At 30.6% G+C, this 16,377-nt stretch carries 15 protein-coding genes; 9 read left to right on the top strand and 6 right to left on the bottom strand.

Going from position 1 to position 16,377, the window contains the following annotated elements; all coding sequences use genetic code 11:
* Positions 1-39 precede the first annotated feature (39 nt).
* From SR62_RS03965 to nth, 3 genes are read right to left on the bottom strand one after another with little or no spacing between them, the layout of a single operon-like run.
* Positions 40-672 (bottom strand): trimeric intracellular cation channel family protein, encoded by a 633-nt coding sequence (locus SR62_RS03965; RefSeq protein ID WP_002852232.1) that lies wholly within the window; start codon positions 670-672, stop codon positions 40-42.
* A 10-nt stretch (positions 673-682) separates the two neighbouring features.
* The gene (locus SR62_RS03960) at positions 683-1,333 is read right to left on the bottom strand and encodes a DNA/RNA non-specific endonuclease (RefSeq protein ID WP_002852117.1); all 651 of its coding nucleotides are present in this window, start codon (positions 1,331-1,333) and stop codon (positions 683-685) included.
* Positions 1,330-1,956, bottom strand: coding sequence for an endonuclease III (gene nth, locus SR62_RS03955; protein ID WP_002852225.1), 627 nt, complete (start codon positions 1,954-1,956; stop codon positions 1,330-1,332). Before nth ends, SR62_RS03960 begins: the two co-directional genes overlap by 4 nt.
* Positions 1,957-2,036: 80 nt before the next feature.
* Between nth and peb4 the strand changes: the two genes are divergently transcribed.
* The 5 genes from peb4 to SR62_RS03930 all read left to right on the top strand — a co-directional run bounded on the left by peb4 (position 2,037) and on the right by SR62_RS03930 (position 7,271).
* The gene (gene peb4, locus SR62_RS03950; protein ID WP_002892290.1) at positions 2,037-2,858 is read left to right on the top strand and encodes a peptidylprolyl isomerase PEB4; all 822 of its coding nucleotides are present in this window, start codon (positions 2,037-2,039) and stop codon (positions 2,856-2,858) included.
* The gene (fbaA, locus tag SR62_RS03945; protein ID WP_002892292.1) at positions 2,858-3,922 is read left to right on the top strand and encodes a class II fructose-bisphosphate aldolase; all 1,065 of its coding nucleotides are present in this window, start codon (positions 2,858-2,860) and stop codon (positions 3,920-3,922) included. The genes peb4 and fbaA overlap by 1 nt, the downstream gene beginning before the upstream one ends.
* Before the next feature lie 94 nt (positions 3,923-4,016).
* On the top strand, positions 4,017-5,459 hold the full coding sequence (locus SR62_RS03940; protein WP_002892293.1) for a MotA/TolQ/ExbB proton channel family protein: 1,443 nt from the start codon (positions 4,017-4,019) through the stop codon (positions 5,457-5,459).
* The gene (locus SR62_RS03935) at positions 5,456-6,409 is read left to right on the top strand and encodes an OmpA family protein (protein WP_002852313.1); all 954 of its coding nucleotides are present in this window, start codon (positions 5,456-5,458) and stop codon (positions 6,407-6,409) included. Before SR62_RS03940 ends, SR62_RS03935 begins: the two co-directional genes overlap by 4 nt.
* A complete protein-coding gene (locus SR62_RS03930; RefSeq protein ID WP_002892295.1) occupies positions 6,396-7,271 on the top strand; it encodes a 1-aminocyclopropane-1-carboxylate deaminase/D-cysteine desulfhydrase in 876 nt (291 codons plus the stop codon). Before SR62_RS03935 ends, SR62_RS03930 begins: the two co-directional genes overlap by 14 nt.
* Here SR62_RS03930 and SR62_RS03925 read toward each other — a convergent pair.
* Genes SR62_RS03925 through dsbD form a run of 3 tightly spaced genes read right to left on the bottom strand, consistent with a single transcriptional unit; the run spans position 7,263 to position 11,025 of the window.
* Positions 7,263-8,606 (bottom strand): sodium-dependent transporter, encoded by a 1,344-nt coding sequence (locus SR62_RS03925; protein WP_002892297.1) that lies wholly within the window; start codon positions 8,604-8,606, stop codon positions 7,263-7,265. The two genes, SR62_RS03930 and SR62_RS03925, sit on opposite strands and share 9 nt — an antisense overlap.
* Before the next feature lie 50 nt (positions 8,607-8,656).
* Positions 8,657-9,325: an MOSC domain-containing protein gene (locus SR62_RS03920; protein ID WP_002892299.1), complete on the bottom strand. Its 669-nt coding sequence runs from the start codon at positions 9,323-9,325 to the stop codon at positions 8,657-8,659.
* On the bottom strand, positions 9,322-11,025 hold the full coding sequence (gene dsbD / locus SR62_RS03915) for a protein-disulfide reductase DsbD (protein WP_052798511.1): 1,704 nt from the start codon (positions 11,023-11,025) through the stop codon (positions 9,322-9,324). Before dsbD ends, SR62_RS03920 begins: the two co-directional genes overlap by 4 nt.
* Before the next feature lie 94 nt (positions 11,026-11,119).
* On the opposite strand from dsbD, the gene ppk2 reads away from it, so the two are divergent.
* From ppk2 to SR62_RS03895, 4 genes are all read left to right on the top strand, one after another.
* The gene (gene ppk2 / locus SR62_RS03910; protein ID WP_052798510.1) at positions 11,120-12,001 is read left to right on the top strand and encodes a polyphosphate kinase 2; all 882 of its coding nucleotides are present in this window, start codon (positions 11,120-11,122) and stop codon (positions 11,999-12,001) included.
* 8 nt (positions 12,002-12,009) lie between these two features.
* A complete protein-coding gene (locus SR62_RS03905) occupies positions 12,010-13,200 on the top strand; it encodes a M20 family metallopeptidase (RefSeq protein WP_002892305.1) in 1,191 nt (396 codons plus the stop codon).
* 78 nt (positions 13,201-13,278) lie between these two features.
* Entirely contained in the window at positions 13,279-14,451 is a 1,173-nt protein-coding gene (locus SR62_RS03900; protein WP_002892307.1) for an efflux RND transporter periplasmic adaptor subunit, read from the top strand.
* Positions 14,451-16,376 carry an ABC transporter permease gene (locus SR62_RS03895; protein ID WP_147502269.1) on the top strand — a complete coding sequence of 642 codons (1,926 nt, stop codon included), beginning with the start codon at positions 14,451-14,453 and terminating at the stop codon, positions 16,374-16,376. Before SR62_RS03900 ends, SR62_RS03895 begins: the two co-directional genes overlap by 1 nt.
* The last annotated feature ends 1 nt before the right edge of the window (position 16,377 follow it).

Genomic DNA, 16,377 nt, shown 5'->3' with positions numbered 1-16,377 from the left:
TTTTAATATCTTAGCAAACTTGTATAAAGCAACGATAAATTATTTTTCTTCATTGTAAGAAAAAATAGGCAAAGACCATTGATATTTGATAGCTAAAAGCCTTGCAAAAACTCCTATAAAAAGAGTTAAAAGTGTGCAAACTAAGGCATTAAGCTCAAGCCAAATTATTAGAGAATAATAGATTGCTCCTGCAATTATGGCAATTCCTGCATAAATTTCTTTTTGAAACACCAAGGGGATTCTCATACATAAAATATCTCTTAAAATTCCACCAAAAACACCGGTGATTACAGCAGCAGCAACAGCAATGATAAAACCATGATTTTGATCTATGGCTATTTGAGCTCCAAGTATGCTAAAAACAACAAGTCCTATAGCATCAAGAGTTAGAAATAAAGTTTCAAGCTTGGTTACTACACGTGGAATTTTTGTTGCTACAAGGGCGCAAAAACAGATTAAAATAATATATTCAGGATGTTTAACCCAAGTTAAAGGATAATGCCCTAAAAGCACATCTCGTATGCTTCCGCCTCCAATTGCTGTTACGAGCGCAATGAAAATAACTCCAAAAAGATCCATTTTATGGCGTCCTGCAGCTAAAGCTCCTGTCATTCCTTCTGCGGAAATACCTATGATATAAAGAGTGGTTATCGTAAGAGCATTTATCTCCATAATTTATACCTTAAAATTTATCACAATTTATTTGATACTGTTTAATATTTTCATCATTTACTTCGTGGTTTGGTGCTTGATAGCATTCTTTAAATTTCGGAGTTTTAATAATTTTTACATAAAAACTTGGTATAGCAATACGGTTTTTAATGTATTGTGGTTCTTTATCGTAAAGTACTAAATTTAAAACTTCGATACTTTGAAATTCTAAAGCTAAATTTCTTTCTCTTTGTTCGATTTCATTCCAAATTTTATTATTTATTTGTGCATTTTGTGGGGTAATATTACTCATTAAAAATACTGAATTTTGAGCAGCTTTACTAAAGCTAAAAGAAGCATTGGGTGCAGTGTGTCCTCGTGTGTAACCACTGTTTTTATAATTACTCCAAGTAGTGCGGTATTTTTTAGGAATATTTGTATCATCTTCAAAGCGAGGGCGTTTTTTGATTTGTCTATCTTTCAAATTTGAAGCTTCTACCTTATAAGCAACAGCTTTTGTGCCTTTGAGTTTATAATCATAGCAATTTAGATAAAAAAACTTATCTAAGATTTGCGAGCAATTTATATTGTTAAAATAAGAAGAAAAATCAGCACTAGGCTTGTAAGGTTCTAAGGCAAAAATATTAAGAGATATAGTGAGTAAAAAGATGAAAATTTTCATTTAAGTTCCTTATCTTTACTTTTGCAAAGATGATTTAAAAAACATTCTTTACATAAAGGTTTTTTAGCTTTACAGGTGTAACGTCCAAAAAGAACCATGGCTTGATGAAGATAGTTAAGATTATCTTTAAATGTGCGTGTTAAATCTTCTTCTGTAGCTTCTGGAGTTTTTGCTTTGCTAAGTCCTAAGCGGTGAGAAACTCTAAAAACATGAGTATCTACAGCCATGAAATTTGCTCCGCACCATTCTATTAAAACTACATGAGCGGTTTTTTGTCCTACGCCTGCTAAGGATTTTAAATTTTGTTCATCAAGGGGAATTTCTCCGTCAAAATTTTCACAAACTGCTTTTGCCATTTTTATAAGATTTTGTGCTTTATTATTAAAAAATGAACAAGTTTGTATATAGGTTTTAAGACTTGATAAATTTGCATTTGCAAGGGATTTAATATCAGGATAAGCTTTAAAAAGATCAGGAGTGATGAGGTTAACTCTTTTATCAGTGCATTGGGCTGAAAGCATTACGCAGACTAAAAGCTCATATAAATTTGAAAATTTAAGCTCTGTTACAGGCTTGTCAAAATGTTTTAAAAAAAGTTCTTTGATTTCTAAATTTCTTTTCATTTTTTAATTTTAGTTAATTAGCTTTAAACCAAGTTTAGATATAATTGATTTTATATACATTTTATTAAAAAGGAAACCTAATGAAAAAATTTTCTTTAGTCGCAGCAGCTTTGATTGCAGGTGTAGCTTTAAATGTAAATGCAGCTACAGTAGCCACTGTTAATGGCAAGAGCATTAGTGATACAGAAGTAAGTGAATTTTTTGCCCCTATGCTTAGAGGACAGGATTTTAAAACTTTGCCAGATAATCAAAAAAAAGCTCTTATTCAGCAATATATTATGCAAGATTTAATTTTGCAAGATGCTAAAAAACAAAATTTAGAAAAAGATCCTTTATACACAAAAGAACTTGATCGTGCAAAAGATGCAATACTTGTTAATGTTTATCAAGAAAAAATTTTAAATACTATTAAAATTGATGCGGCTAAAGTTAAAGCTTTTTATGATCAAAATAAAGACAAATATGTAAAACCTGCAAGAGTGCAAGCAAAACATATCTTAGTAGCGACAGAAAAAGAAGCTAAGGATATTATTAACGAACTTAAAGGTTTAAAAGGTAAAGAACTAGATGCTAAATTTAGCGAGCTTGCTAAAGAGAAATCAATTGATCCAGGTTCAAAAAACCAAGGTGGTGAGCTTGGTTGGTTTGATCAATCAACTATGGTAAAGCCTTTTACAGATGCTGCTTTCGCACTTAAAAATGGTACTATTACTACAACTCCAGTAAAAACGAATTTTGGTTATCATGTAATCTTAAAAGAAAATTCGCAGGCTAAAGGTCAAATCAAATTTGATGAAGTAAAACAAGGTATTGAAAACGGACTTAAATTTGAAGAATTTAAAAAAGTTATCAATCAAAAAGGCCAAGATCTTTTAAATAGTGCTAAAGTGGAATATAAATAATGGGTGTTTTAGACATTGTAAAAGCAGGGGTGATTAGCGGAGATGAGCTTAATAAAGTTTATGACTATGCTAAAGCAGAGGGTTTTGCTATCCCTGCTGTTAATGTTGTAGGAACTGATTCTATTAATGCGGTTTTAGAGGCTGCAAAAAAAGTTAATTCTCCAGTTATTATTCAGTTTTCAAATGGTGGGGCAAAATTTTATGCAGGGAAAAATTGTCCTAATGGAGAAGTTTTAGGTGCAATTAGTGGAGCTAAACATGTGCATTTACTTGCTAAAGCTTATGGTGTACCTGTGATTTTACACACTGATCATGCTGCAAGAAAACTTTTGCCTTGGATTGATGGGCTTATTGAGGCAAATGCACAATATAAAAAAACCCATGGACAAGCTTTATTTAGTTCTCATATGCTTGATCTTAGCGAAGAAAGTTTAGAAGAAAATCTTAGCACTTGTGAAGTTTATCTTCAAAAACTTGATGCTTTAGGTGTTGCACTTGAAATAGAACTAGGTTGTACAGGTGGCGAAGAAGATGGAGTGGATAATACAGGTATTGATAATTCCAAGCTTTATACCCAACCAGAAGATGTAGCACTTGCATATGAAAGACTTGGAAAAATTAGTGATAAATTTTCAATCGCAGCAAGCTTTGGAAATGTACATGGAGTTTACAAGCCAGGAAATGTTAGTTTACAACCTGAAATTTTAAAAAATTCGCAAAAATTTGTAAAAGATAAATTTGCTTTAAAAAATGATAAACCTATAAATTTTGTATTTCACGGCGGTAGCGGTAGTGAGCTAAAAGATATTAAAGATGCGGTAAGCTATGGCGTAATCAAGATGAATATTGACACAGATACCCAGTGGGCTTTTTGGGATGGGGTGCGTGAATATGAACTTAAAAATAGGGCTTATTTGCAAGGACAAATTGGAAATCCAGAAGGTGATGACAAGCCAAATAAAAAATACTATGATCCGCGTGTTTGGTTAAGAAGCGGTGAAGAAAGTATGGTAAAGCGTCTTGAAATTGCTTTTGAAGATTTAAACTGTATAAACAAAAACTAAGTATTTTAAAGGCTTAGTTTTATTTTGTTTTAAAAATTTTTATCAAATTAAGTAGCAATCTTTAAAATAAAATTTTTAATGAGGTATTGGTTTCATGGATATTAAATCAGATGAAATTTCAGAACTTGTTTTGCCTGAAGGCAAAGACGCAAGAGGTTCTTTGGTTTATTTTAAAATTATTTTTATTCCAGCTTTTCTTTATATTTTGATTTTATTGGGTTATTTTAATGTAATTGACTTTAAGGTTGAATTACATACGGTTATTATGACAGGTGTGATTTTTTTTACAGCATTGATTTTTGCTAGACATAGTGCTGAGTATGCGTATAGTATTTTTGAACAACAAAAAGATGAATTTAAACAGGCTTTAAAAAGACATATTATGAGGCATTTTCTTGCCATAGGGAAAGACACGAAATCAAATGCCAATTTTGATGACTTTGCTTATACATATATTAAAGGTGCAAGAAATGAGAATTTTGCTAGTATAGGTTCGGCAATTTTTCCAATGATGGGAATTTTAGGAACTTTTATCAGCATAGCTTTTTCAATGCCAAATTTTAGTTCTAGTGATACAGCCGCTTTAGAACAAGAAATTGCAGATTTGTTAAGTGGAGTAGGAACTGCTTTTTATGTTTCAATTTATGGAATTTTTCTTGCATTATGGTGGATGTTTTTTGAAAAATATGGTAAAAGTAAAATAGATCGTTTACTAAATCGTCAAAAAAACGCTACAAGTGGATTTTTTTGGACAAAAGAAGAGCTTGATCAAAGATATTTAACTGAGAGTTTGCAACATTTTGAAAAAATTGGAGCAATTTTTAAACAAGTTAGCAATGATGATTTTTTTGCAGAGCTTGATCATGCTATTGATAGAAAATTTGGTATTTTTCAAGATATGCTAAATGTAGAAGAAAAGGCTATTAGATTAAGTAGTGAACACATCAAACAAACCATGGGTGAGCTTAGTAAAGCACAAAGAGATCAACGCGATCTTGGAAAGCTTTATAGTGAAATGTTAAATGGTATAGGTTTACTCAATCAAAATTTAAAAGAAATCAATACAAGAATGTCAGAACAATATAATCGCTTGCTCGATATCAGTAGTGATAAAATTCATCATCTTGATAAGACGCTAAGTGCATTCGATGAAAAAGTAGAGCGTTTTGGTAAAAATTTTGAACTTTATGAAAAAGCAATGTTGGAAAGTCAAGAAAAGGTTTTTGAGGGATTTAAAGCAAGCTTGTTTGAAGGTATGCATAAATTTAAAGAAGTATACGAAGAAGAAAAAAGTATCGATGCTAAAATCAAAATGATGGATGAGCTTAAAAAAGAAATGAAAGCACTTGATGAAGAAACAAGTCAAATGATGAGCAAGCTTTCTGGGGATGAAAATCAGAATAAAGAAAATGAAACCAAACAAATAGAAGATTTTTCAGAGTCTAAGACTAAAGAAAATCAAGATGAAATTCAAGCAGAAATATCTAAGCAAGAAAGCAATGATGAGCTAAAAAATGAAGATAAAGAAAATAAATGAAAAATGAGTCAAAAGAAGATAGCAATTTTTGGATAGCTTATGCTGATTTAATGGCAGGATTGCTGTTTGTTTTTATTTTGCTAATAGGTGCTATTGTTGTAAAATATGTTTTAACTCAAAGTGATTTAAAAGAAATCAAAGATAATCTTAATAAACAAGAGGCACGCTTAGAGGAGAGCAAAGAAGAGCTTAGAAATAAAGAAGCCATAGTGTTTAAACTAAGTTCTGATTTAAACAATGCTTCTAGTGCTTTAAATCTTGCTAATTCTCAAAAAGCAGAATTAGAGGCTAATATTACAAATTACAAGCAGTTAAGTAAAGATTTAAACTCAACTTTAGATAATAAAGATAAGCAAATTTTGATTTTACTAGGTCAACTAGAGAAAAAAGATGAAGAGCTTAAAAATTTACAAGAAGATTTTCAAAAAGCTAAAGAAAAGGTGCAAAATCTTGGTTTGATTCGTGAAAATTTAAGCAAGGAATTGCAAAGCAAACTTGATAATAATATCACTATAGATGAAAAGACAGGATCTATTTCTTTGCCTGCTGAAGTACTTTTTGATAAAGATTCTTATGTGTTAAAAAATGAGGCAAAGGCAAGTTTGAGAAAAATCTTAAGCGAATATTTTGATGCTATTCTTGAAGATCCAAAAATTTTTTCCAATATTGAAAATATCATTATTGAAGGACATACTGATAGTGATGGATCTTATATTTATAATTTAGATTTGTCGCAAAAAAGAGCTTATGAGGTGATGAATTTTATCTATACTTTTTATAAGAGTGATAAGCTTCAAAAGCTTTTAATGGCAAGTGGACGTTCTTTTTCAGATCCTGTGTTTGTCAACGGAGTTGAAGATAAGGATAAGAGTCGTCGCATAGAAATAAAATTTAGCATTAAAAATGATAATGCTTTAAAGGATGTAGAAAAATTCTTTGAATTTCATTAAAACAATTAGTCCTATACAAAAAATCAATTTTAACGGATTTGAATTTTATATTAAAAGAGATGATTTATTAGGAGAAATTAATGGAAATAAAGCTAGGAAACTTGCTTTTTATATCCATCAAAGATATTCTAAAAATCAATCTTTTGTAAGTTATGGAGGAAGCCAAAGTAATGCTTTGGCGGCATTAAGTATTTTTGCTAAACAAAGATCATATAAGCTTGTTTTTGCTTGTGAAAAAATTTCTACTTTTCTTAAGAATAATCCTTGTGGAAACTATGCTTTAGCTTTAGAAAATGGTGTTGATTTTGTAGAAAATATCCATTCTTTATCCTTAAAGCAATTTGCTTTGTCTTTGTGTAAAAAAGATGATATTTTTATAGAACAAGGCATAGCTAATTTAGAAGCTCAATATGGCTATATGGAACTTGCTCAAGAAATTCAAATGCAAAGTCAAAGTTTAAAGCTTGATTTTGATATTTTTTTACCTTCGGGTACAGGCACTTCGGCAGCTTTTTTGGCAAAGTATTCTAAATTTAAAGTATTTACTTGCGCTTGTGTAGGTGATATTAAATATCTTAAAAAACAAATTTTAACATTAGATCCAAGCTATGATTTTTCAAATTTAGAATTTTTAACAAGTGATAAAAAATATCACTTTGCTAAGCCGTATAAAGAATTTTATGAGCTTTATATGGATTTAAAGTTAAAGTGCAATATAGAATTTGACTTGTTGTATGATATTTTAGGATTAAGCATAGCATTAAAACAAGAGTGGAAAAAACCATTGCTTTATATACATCAAGGTGGAATTTTAGGAAATTCCACTATGTTAGAGAGATATAAATTTAAAAAATTAGTTTAAAATTCCATAGATAAAAATGATTAAAATAATCAAAGGTACTATATATTTTACATAATAAAACCAAATTCCAAACCATGAACTTTTAAGTGTATTGTTATTGCTAAGTTCTTTTAGACTTTCTTGTTTGCCTAAAATCCAACCTACGTAAATGCAGCAAAAAAATGCAGTTAAAACAAACAAAATATTTCCACTAATGAAATCAAAACTATCAAAAATGTTTTTTCCTTTGATGATAACAATATCACGCCAAGGCCCATAAGTTAGAATACAAGGAAGATTACCAAGTATGAAGATAAATCCTAGAGTTAGGTTAATAGAAAGATTTTTAGAATATTTAAATTTTTCTTCTAATACGCTAATAATAACTTGATAAATTGGCAAGCTTGTGGTTAAAGCTGCAATCAAGAGTAAGACAAAAAATAAAATACACACAATGGTGCCAAAATGGATATGAGAAAATGCTATAGGTAAAGTTTCAAAAACCAAAGAAGGCCCGCTATCTGGAGCAAGTCCCGCTGAGAAAAGTGCTGGAAAAATCATAAAACCAGCCAAAACAGCTATGATGGTATTTAAAACCCCTGTATAAATAGCGGTTTTTGCCATATTTTCATTTTTATTAAGATGAGATGAAAGTGTTATCATTACCCCAAAACCTAGGGATAAAGCAAAAAAGACTTGTCCTAAAACATCGATTAAAAGTTTTGGTGATAAAATTTTACTAAAATCAGGTTCAAGATAAAATTTAACTCCAGTCATAGCTCCATCAAGGGTTAAATTGCGTCCTACAACAATAATAAGACAGATAAATAACAAAGGCATTAAAAATTTTACGGATTTTTCTATACCATCTATAATGCCTCTTTTTAAAATAATATAATTAATAATTACAAAAACAGTGGTAAAAATACCAACTCCTAAAGGATTGAAGGCTATTTTGTTGTTAAAAAACTGATGAGTAAATTCTTTGCTTACTACATTGGCAAGACTAAAATTCCCTAGGGTTAATTCCCAAATATAAACTAAAACCCATCCTCCAAGTACCATGTAGTAAGCCATTATGCCAAAGCTTCCTAAAAGTCCCATATATCCAATACTTTGCCATTTTTGTTTGAAAGCATCTACGCTATTTGTCATCGCTTTTCTGCCTATGACATTTTCAACTAAAATAACAGGAATGCCTATGATAATCATAGCTATACAAAAAACTAATACATAAGCACCGCCACCATTTTCTCCTACAAGATAGGGAAAACGCCAAGTTGCTCCAAATCCTATGGTTGCTCCAGCAACTGTTAGAATATAAGTTAGTGTGCTACTCCATGTTTGTCTTTGCATGATTATCCTTTCGAAAAAGAATTATTTTACCTAAAAATAACTTTAAAAACTTATAAGCTATCCATATAGCTTATATCGTAAGTATTTTTTAAGCGTTTGTGTATCGTTTCGTGCCAATTTTGAGATATGAGAGAGTTTAATTTTTCTAATTTATCTAATAAAATCGGATTTTGTCTAAGAGCTTGATGTGGGGAGTAAAAAAGTTGATTGAGTTCAAATACACTAAGTGAAGTAGAATTTTTTTCTAAAATTTTAATGTTTTCATGCTTTCGTATTTGTCCAACTTGTAAAACTTTATAATACCATCCACTCAAGCCCGTTTTAAAAATTTCATGTGTAAAATTTGAATTATTGTGAATTTTAGAAATTTTTACACAAGGTTTTCTAGGTTCGCTTACTTGCAGTATTGCATTTGAAATTTGATGTATATCACCTATGCAAACATTTTGTTCACAAAGCCCATCGATGCTCAAATTTTCACCCATTGAGCCAAAATTTAGCTTTTTATTAAGAAATCTTTCCCATATAGGATAGTTTTGACAAGAGTTGGCAAAAATAGCCTTATGGTAGCCTCCATGATGAATTTTATCAGCTATTTGATCATCTAAAATACCTAGAAAATCAATTTGTGTTTCTTCTAGGTAAGTATCTTTAATAAATGCGCTTTGGAAATTTTTATAGTTTTTAATTTTCCCTATTTGCAAACTTTGAATTTTCATGGTTCTAGTTTTTTTAATAAATCATCAGCACTGATAAAACCCGTGATTTTTAATTTTTCTTTTCCATTTTCAAAGAAAATTAAAACAGGTGGGCCAAAAACATTAAATTCTTTCATGGTTTTAATTTGTTCATTATTATTTTCGCTTACATCAACTTTGATAAGTTTGTAATTTTGCATTTTTTGTATGATTCTTTCATCGCTAAAGGTTAATTCATCTAAAAGTTTGCAATTTTCACACCAAGATGCAGTAAAATCAAGCATTATGGGCTTTGTATTTGTTTGTATTTCTTGCTTTAATTGTTCAAAATTGTTGATATAATCATAGCTTAAAGCAGATTTTGAGGCAGATATAGTATTGAAATTTAAAGGATTTAAGAAATTTTTAGCCCCAAAAAGTCCCCCTAGGAAAATACTTAGAGAATAAGCTAAAATAAGAATTAAAATACTTTTTTTAATTTTAGAAATTATTGTAAAACTTTTTTCAAAAATTCCCATAAAAACACTAAAAAATACACCTAAAATTCCATAGGCAATTAAAATGTAATTTTCTTCAATAATTCTAGAAAGTATCCAAATAGCCATAGCCAACATAACAAAACCAAAGAAAATTTTTACTTTTTCCATCCAAAAACCAGGTTTAATAAAACCTAATCCTAAGCCTATGAAAAGCAAAGGTATACCCATGCCAAAACTCATGATAAAAAGCGCACTACCACCTAATAAAGCATTGCCTGTATTGGCTATATAAATTAAAGCACCTGCTAAAGGAGCTGCTACGCAAGGACCTACTATTAAAGCAGATAAAAATCCCATGATGGCTATACCTAAAACTCCTTTCCCTTTTTCGCTTTTTTTATGTATAAAGGTTTGAAATCTTAATGGCAATTCAAAACGAAAAGCTCCAAACATAGCAAAAGCAAAAGCTATGAAAATTAGAGCAAAAAGAATTAAAATAATAGGTTTTTGCAAAATTCCTTGAATACTTGCTCCTAGAAAACTTGCTATAACTCCAGCAATAGCATAGGCTAAAGACATGAAAAAAACATAGATAAAAGAGAGAAAAAAACTATATTTTTTTGAAAATTTAGCATTACTTTTTGCTACGATAAGAGAAGATAAAATCGGAATCATAGGTAAAATACAAGGTGTTAAGGAGAGTAAAAGTCCATAGCCAAAAAAACTTAGCAAAATCCAAAAAAAGTTATCTGTTGCTAAAAAATTTGCTATAGAGCTTTCTTCAGATTCAATTTTAGTTTTTTTATCTGTTTTTTGAGTTTTGTAAGGTTTTGAAATTTCAAAAGCATCTTTTTTAGAAATGAGATCAAAGTACCAAGTTTGAGGATTATAACACAAGCCTTGTTCAGAACAACCTTGAAATTCGAGTTTGATTAAATTTGTGGTATTTTTTGCAAAGCGCTCTAGTAATAAATTTGGCAAAGCTAAATTTAATTTTTGATAATAAACATTTTCATTACCTCTTGTAGAACTTTGAGGTAGATTAATCAAAGAACTTATATCTTTTTCGTTTATATATAATTTAAGTTTATTAGAATAAAGATAAATATCTTTTCCAAGTTCAATATCAATTGAGATAGAGTTATTATAAGAGTTTGATTTTACATTAAAAGCTTCATTTAAAGACAATATAGAAGCAAAACATAAACAAAAACTTAATAAAATAATACCAAAAATACGCATAAATTTCCTAAAAACTTATTTTTTCCTTTATTTTTAGCTTCAATTATAATTTATTATGGTAAATTTGCTTTAAATACTTTATAAAGGTTTGAAAATGCAAGAAAATAATTCTCCAAAAACGCAAGCGGCTGTTAAAAAGAATGAAATTTATGTTTCTGTTAAAAGAAAGAAAAGTACAATAGAATATGAAAAAGATTTAAAGAATTTGCAAATTGAGCTTTTGAAATTTCAAAATCATGTTAAAGCCAATGGTTTAAAGGTTCTTATACTTATAGAAGGGCGTGATGCGGCTGGAAAAGGTGGGGCGATTAAACGTTTGATTGAGCATTTAAATCCGCGTGGTTGCCGCGTTGTGGCTCTTGAAAAACCTAGTGATGTGGAAAAAACACAGTGGTATTTTCAGCGTTATATAGCACATTTGCCCTCAGCCGGTGAGATTGTGATTTTTGACAGATCTTGGTATAATCGCGCAGGAGTAGAACCAGTTATGGGTTTTTGTACACCGCAACAACATAAAGATTTTTTAAGAGAAGTGCCTTTGTTTGAAAATATGATTTCAAATAGTGATATTATTTTTTTTAAATTTTATTTTTCAGTATCAAAAGACGAGCAAAAAAAACGTTTTGAAAAACGCCGAAGTGATCCACTTAAACAATATAAATTATCTCCTGTGGATCAAAAATCGCAAGAATTATGGGATAAATATACTTTAGCTAAATACTCTATGCTTTTAGCATCTAATACTCCAACTTGTCCTTGGACTATTATTTCTTCTGATGATAAGAAAAAAGCAAGATTAAATTTATTGCGTTTTATACTTTCTAAGGTAGAATATCCAAATAAAAAAACTGGAGATTTTTCCAAAATTGATACCAAATTAGTGCGTAGTGGAGAAGAAGAAATACGAAAAATGGAGGCGAATTTGGAAAAACTTGACAGTAAAAAAGCAGATGAGAAAATAAAAGATTTAGATTAAGGAAAAGAATGCATAAACTGGTTGAAAATTTAGCACTAAAGTACTATGATAAAATAGTTGATTTAAGACATCAAATTCATATGCATCCTGAGCTTGAATTTGAAGAAGAAAATACAGCTCATTTAGTGTGTAAAATTTTAGATGAGTTTGGCATTAAATATCAAAAAAATATTGCAAAAACAGGAATTTTAGCTATTATAGAAGGAAAAAAGAAGAGTCAGAAAAAACCAAAATGCGTTCTTTTAAGAGCGGATATGGATGCTTTGCCTGTGCAAGAAAAAACTAATCTAAGCTATGCTTCAAAAATTGATGGTAAGATGCACGCATGTGGACATGATGGACATACAGCAGGACTTTTGGGAGCTGCTTTGATGTTAAATGAGCTCAAAGATGAATTTAGTGGCACGATTAAATTTATGTTTCAGCCCGCAGAAGAGGGAAGCGGTGGAGCTAAACCTATGATAGAATCAGGTGTATTGGAAAATCCTTATGTTGACGCAGTTTTTGGTTGTCATTTATGGGGGCCTTTGCTTGAAAATACTGCTCAAATTGTAAGTGGCGAAATGATGGCTGGAACGGATATTTTTGATTTGGAATTTATTGGCAGAGGAGGACATGGAGCTCATCCGCACACTTGTATAGATCCTATAATTATGGCAACGCAATTTGTAAATAATATACAAAGTGTTGTTTCTAGGCGTTTAGCCCCTTATGAAGCAGGGGTGATTACCGTAGGTCAAATTTGTGCAGGAACTACTTATAATGTTATTCCTGCAAATGCTTATTTAAAAGGAACTGTGCGTTTTTTAAATGATAAAACACAAGATATTTTAAAAAGTTCTCTAGAAGAAGTGGCTGCTGCTACAGCAAAATCTAATGGTGGAGATTATAAGCTTAAATATACTAAAGAATTTCCTCCATTGATTAATGATGAAAAAGCTGCTTTAATAGCAAGAAAAGCTTTTGCAAAGGTCTTAGGAGAAGAAAATATCATTGTTTCTTCTAAACCTGACATGGGGGCTGAAGATTTTGCTTTTTTAACACGAGAAAGAATGGGAGCTTATGTATTTGTTGGAATTTCAAAGGATTTAAATCATCCAGCTTTGCACCATAGTTCTACTTTTTGTTGGGATGATGAAAATTTAAAAGTTTTAATGCAGGGTGATGTGATGATGGCTTTAGAATTTTTAAATTTATAAAATAGAATTAAAAATTCACAAAAAATTCACAAAAAATGAGTAAAATTTAATCTTGATTTTTCTTTAGGATTTGTTATTATGAAAAAGAAAGTTATTTTAATCATTTTAATTGCAATACTTGGAAGTGTTGGGGCTTATTTTATTTTTTTTAATAATGATGAAAAAATCAGCTATTTAACTCAAAAAATACAAAAAAAAGATATATCTCAAACCATAGAGGCAGTAGGAAAGGTATATGCCAAAGATCAAGTCGATGTGGGTGCTCAAGTTAGCGGACAAATTATAAAACTTTATGTGGATGTGGGAACTCATGTAAAGCAAGGTGATTTGATCGCTCAAATTGACAAAGATAAACAACAAAACGATTTAGATATTACAAAAGCTCAGCTTGAAAGCGCTAAGGCTAATTTAGAGAGTAAAAAAGTTGCTCTTGAGATTGCGAGTAAGCAGTATCAAAGAGAGCAAAAACTTTATGCAGCTAAAGCAAGTTCTCTTGAAAATTTAGAAACTCAAAAAAATAATTATTATACTTTAAAAGCTAATGTTGCAGAGCTTAATGCTCAAGTAGTTCAGCTTGAAATCACTCTTAAAAATGCACAAAAAGATTTAGGTTATACAACCATTACTGCTCCTATGGATGGTGTTGTGATTAATGTAGCTGTAGATGAAGGACAAACAGTTAATGCTAATCAAAACACTCCTACTATAGTCCGTATAGCTAATTTAGATGAAATGGAAGTAAGAATGGAAATAGCAGAGGCTGATGTGAGTAAGATAAAAGTAGGAACAGAGCTTGATTTTTCTTTGCTTAATGATCCTCAAAAAACTTATCATGCTAAGATTGCAAGTATAGATCCAGCTGATACTGAAGTGAGTGATTCTAGTACAAGCTCAAGCTCATCAAGTTCGAGTTCTTCAAGCTCAAGCTCATCAAATGCTATTTATTATTACGCAAAATTTTATGTACCTAATAAAGATGATTTTTTGCGTATTGGTATGAGTATACAAAATGAAATTGTCGTAGCAAGTGCAAAGGCTGTTTTAGCAGTGCCAACTTATGCAATTAAAAGTGATCCAAAAGGCTATTATGTTGAAATTTTGGAAAATCAAAAAGCTGTTAAAAAATATGTCAAACTTGGCATTAAAGATTCTATCAATACTCAAATTTTAGAAGGTGTAAATGAAAATGAAGAATTGATAGTAAGCTCAAGTGCTGATGGTTTAGCTCCTAAAATGAAGTTGAGATTTTAATGATTTTTCTTAAAAATATTTGCAAAAATATAGGTGAAAATGCCATTTTAAAAAATGTAAGTTTAAGTATAGAAAAAGGTGAATTTGTTGCTATTATAGGACAAAGTGGAAGTGGTAAAACTTCACTTTTGAATATCATAGGAACATTAGATACACCGAGTAGTGGAACTTATGTTTTTGATGAGCATGAAGTCACTAAACTTAATAACGATGAAAAAGCAAGATTAAGGCGTGAAAAAATAGGCTTTATATTTCAAAGATACAATCTTTTAAGCTTGCTGAGTGCTAAAGAAAATGTTTCTTTACCTGCAGTTTATGCGGGAAAAAATTTACAAGAAAGAAGTCAAAACGCTAAAAAACTTTTAAATGATTTAGAACTAGCTCATAAGTTAGATTCTAAACCGAATGAATTAAGCGGAGGACAGCAACAACGCGTTTCTATAGCAAGAGCTTTGATGAATGGCGGAGAGCTTATTTTGGCTGATGAGCCAACGGGAGCTTTGGATAGTAAAAGTGGTATTATGGTGCTTGAAATTTTACAAAAACTTAACGCACAAGGTCATACTATAGTCTTAGTAACTCACGATCCAAAAATTGCAGCACAAGCTAAAAGGGTTATAGAGATTAAAGATGGAGAAATTTTAAGTGATACTAAAAAGGAAAAAGCTCAAGAAAAACTCACTTTAAAAACAATGCCCAAAGAGAAAAAAACACTTACTTTGCTTAAAAATCAAGCCTTTGAGTGTTTTAAGATAGCTTATTCTTCCATACTTGCACACAAACTTCGTTCTGTTTTAACTATGCTTGGAATCATCATAGGTATTGCTTCTGTAGTTTGCGTTGTAGCTTTAGGATTGGGTTCTCAAGCTAAGGTGCTTGAGTCTATTGCAAGACTTGGAACAAATACTATTGAAATTCGTCCTGGAAGGGGTTTTGGAGATTTGCGTTCAGGTAAAACAAGGCTTAATTTTAGTGATTTAGAAACGCTAAGATCTTTAGAATATTTAGAAGCAGTTGATGCTCATTCAAATACTTCAGGAGTGGCAACTTATACCAATATTTCTTTAAGTGCAAGAGCTGAAGGAGTGGGGGTAAATAATTTTGCTATAGAAGGTTTAAGGATAGATGCGGGAAGAATTTTAAATAATGATGATGTAAAAAATAGTACCAATGTTGCTGTGCTAGATTTTAATGCTAAAAAAAATCTTTTTCCTGATGAAAAAAGTGAAAATATTTTAGGTCGTGTGGTGCTTTTTAATTCTCAACCTTTTAAGATTATAGGAGTTTTGCAAAAAGATACAGACAAGCCTATAGAAGATAATGTAGTGCGTCTTTATATACCCTATACAACACTGATGAATAAGCTTACAGGAGATAGAAATTTGCGTGAAATCATAGTTAAGGTTAAAGATGATGTGAGTTCAACTTTGGCTGAAAATGCTATCATAAGAATTTTAGAAATTAAACGCGGACAAAAGGATTTTTTTACTTTTAATTCTGACACCTTTAAGCAAGCTATTACAGCAAATAAACGCACTACAACGATACTTACAGCTTGTGTGGCTGTGATTGCTTTGATTGTTGGGGGTATAGGAGTGATGAATATCATGCTTGTTTCTGTAAGTGAAAGAACAAGAGAAATAGGCATACGCATGGCTATAGGGGCTAGAAGAGAAGATATTATGATGCAGTTTTTAATCGAAGCGGTTATGATTTGTACTATAGGGGCGATTTTAGGTGTGATTTTATCGATTTTTGTTATTTTTGCTTTTAATACTTTAAGTACTGATTTTCCTATGATTTTAAATGCTTATTCTGTGCTTTTGGGACTTTTAAGTTCTATGTTTATCGGTGTGGTTTTTGGTTTTTTCCCTGCAAGAAATGCAGTAAATTTAAATCCTATTAGTGCATTATCAAAGGAATGAT

The sequence above is a fragment of the Campylobacter sp. 2014D-0258 genome (assembly GCF_008000495.1).
In the GTDB taxonomy this organism is placed as follows: Bacteria; Campylobacterota; Campylobacteria; order Campylobacterales; family Campylobacteraceae; genus Campylobacter_D; species Campylobacter_D jejuni.
This window is presented reverse-complemented; position numbering and strand designations above follow the sequence as displayed.

Coding starts and splice junctions, on each gene's coding strand:
- SR62_RS03940 (WP_002892293.1), top strand. CDS start 4,017: ATGGATATTAAATCAGATGAAATTTCAGAACTTGTTTTGCCTGAAGGC.
- ppk2 (WP_052798510.1), top strand. CDS start 11,120: ATGCAAGAAAATAATTCTCCAAAAACGCAAGCGGCTGTTAAAAAGAAT.
- dsbD (WP_052798511.1), bottom strand. CDS start 11,025: ATGCGTATTTTTGGTATTATTTTATTAAGTTTTTGTTTATGTTTTGCT.
- SR62_RS03905 (WP_002892305.1), top strand. CDS start 12,010: ATGCATAAACTGGTTGAAAATTTAGCACTAAAGTACTATGATAAAATA.
- SR62_RS03925 (WP_002892297.1), bottom strand. CDS start 8,606: ATGCAAAGACAAACATGGAGTAGCACACTAACTTATATTCTAACAGTT.
- SR62_RS03935 (WP_002852313.1), top strand. CDS start 5,456: ATGAAAAATGAGTCAAAAGAAGATAGCAATTTTTGGATAGCTTATGCT.
- SR62_RS03965 (WP_002852232.1), bottom strand. CDS start 672: ATGGAGATAAATGCTCTTACGATAACCACTCTTTATATCATAGGTATT.
- SR62_RS03960 (WP_002852117.1), bottom strand. CDS start 1,333: ATGAAAATTTTCATCTTTTTACTCACTATATCTCTTAATATTTTTGCC.
- SR62_RS03895 (WP_147502269.1), top strand. CDS start 14,451: ATGATTTTTCTTAAAAATATTTGCAAAAATATAGGTGAAAATGCCATT.
- SR62_RS03900 (WP_002892307.1), top strand. CDS start 13,279: ATGAAAAAGAAAGTTATTTTAATCATTTTAATTGCAATACTTGGAAGT.
- fbaA (WP_002892292.1), top strand. CDS start 2,858: ATGGGTGTTTTAGACATTGTAAAAGCAGGGGTGATTAGCGGAGATGAG.
- peb4 (WP_002892290.1), top strand. CDS start 2,037: ATGAAAAAATTTTCTTTAGTCGCAGCAGCTTTGATTGCAGGTGTAGCT.
- nth (WP_002852225.1), bottom strand. CDS start 1,956: ATGAAAAGAAATTTAGAAATCAAAGAACTTTTTTTAAAACATTTTGAC.
- SR62_RS03920 (WP_002892299.1), bottom strand. CDS start 9,325: ATGAAAATTCAAAGTTTGCAAATAGGGAAAATTAAAAACTATAAAAAT.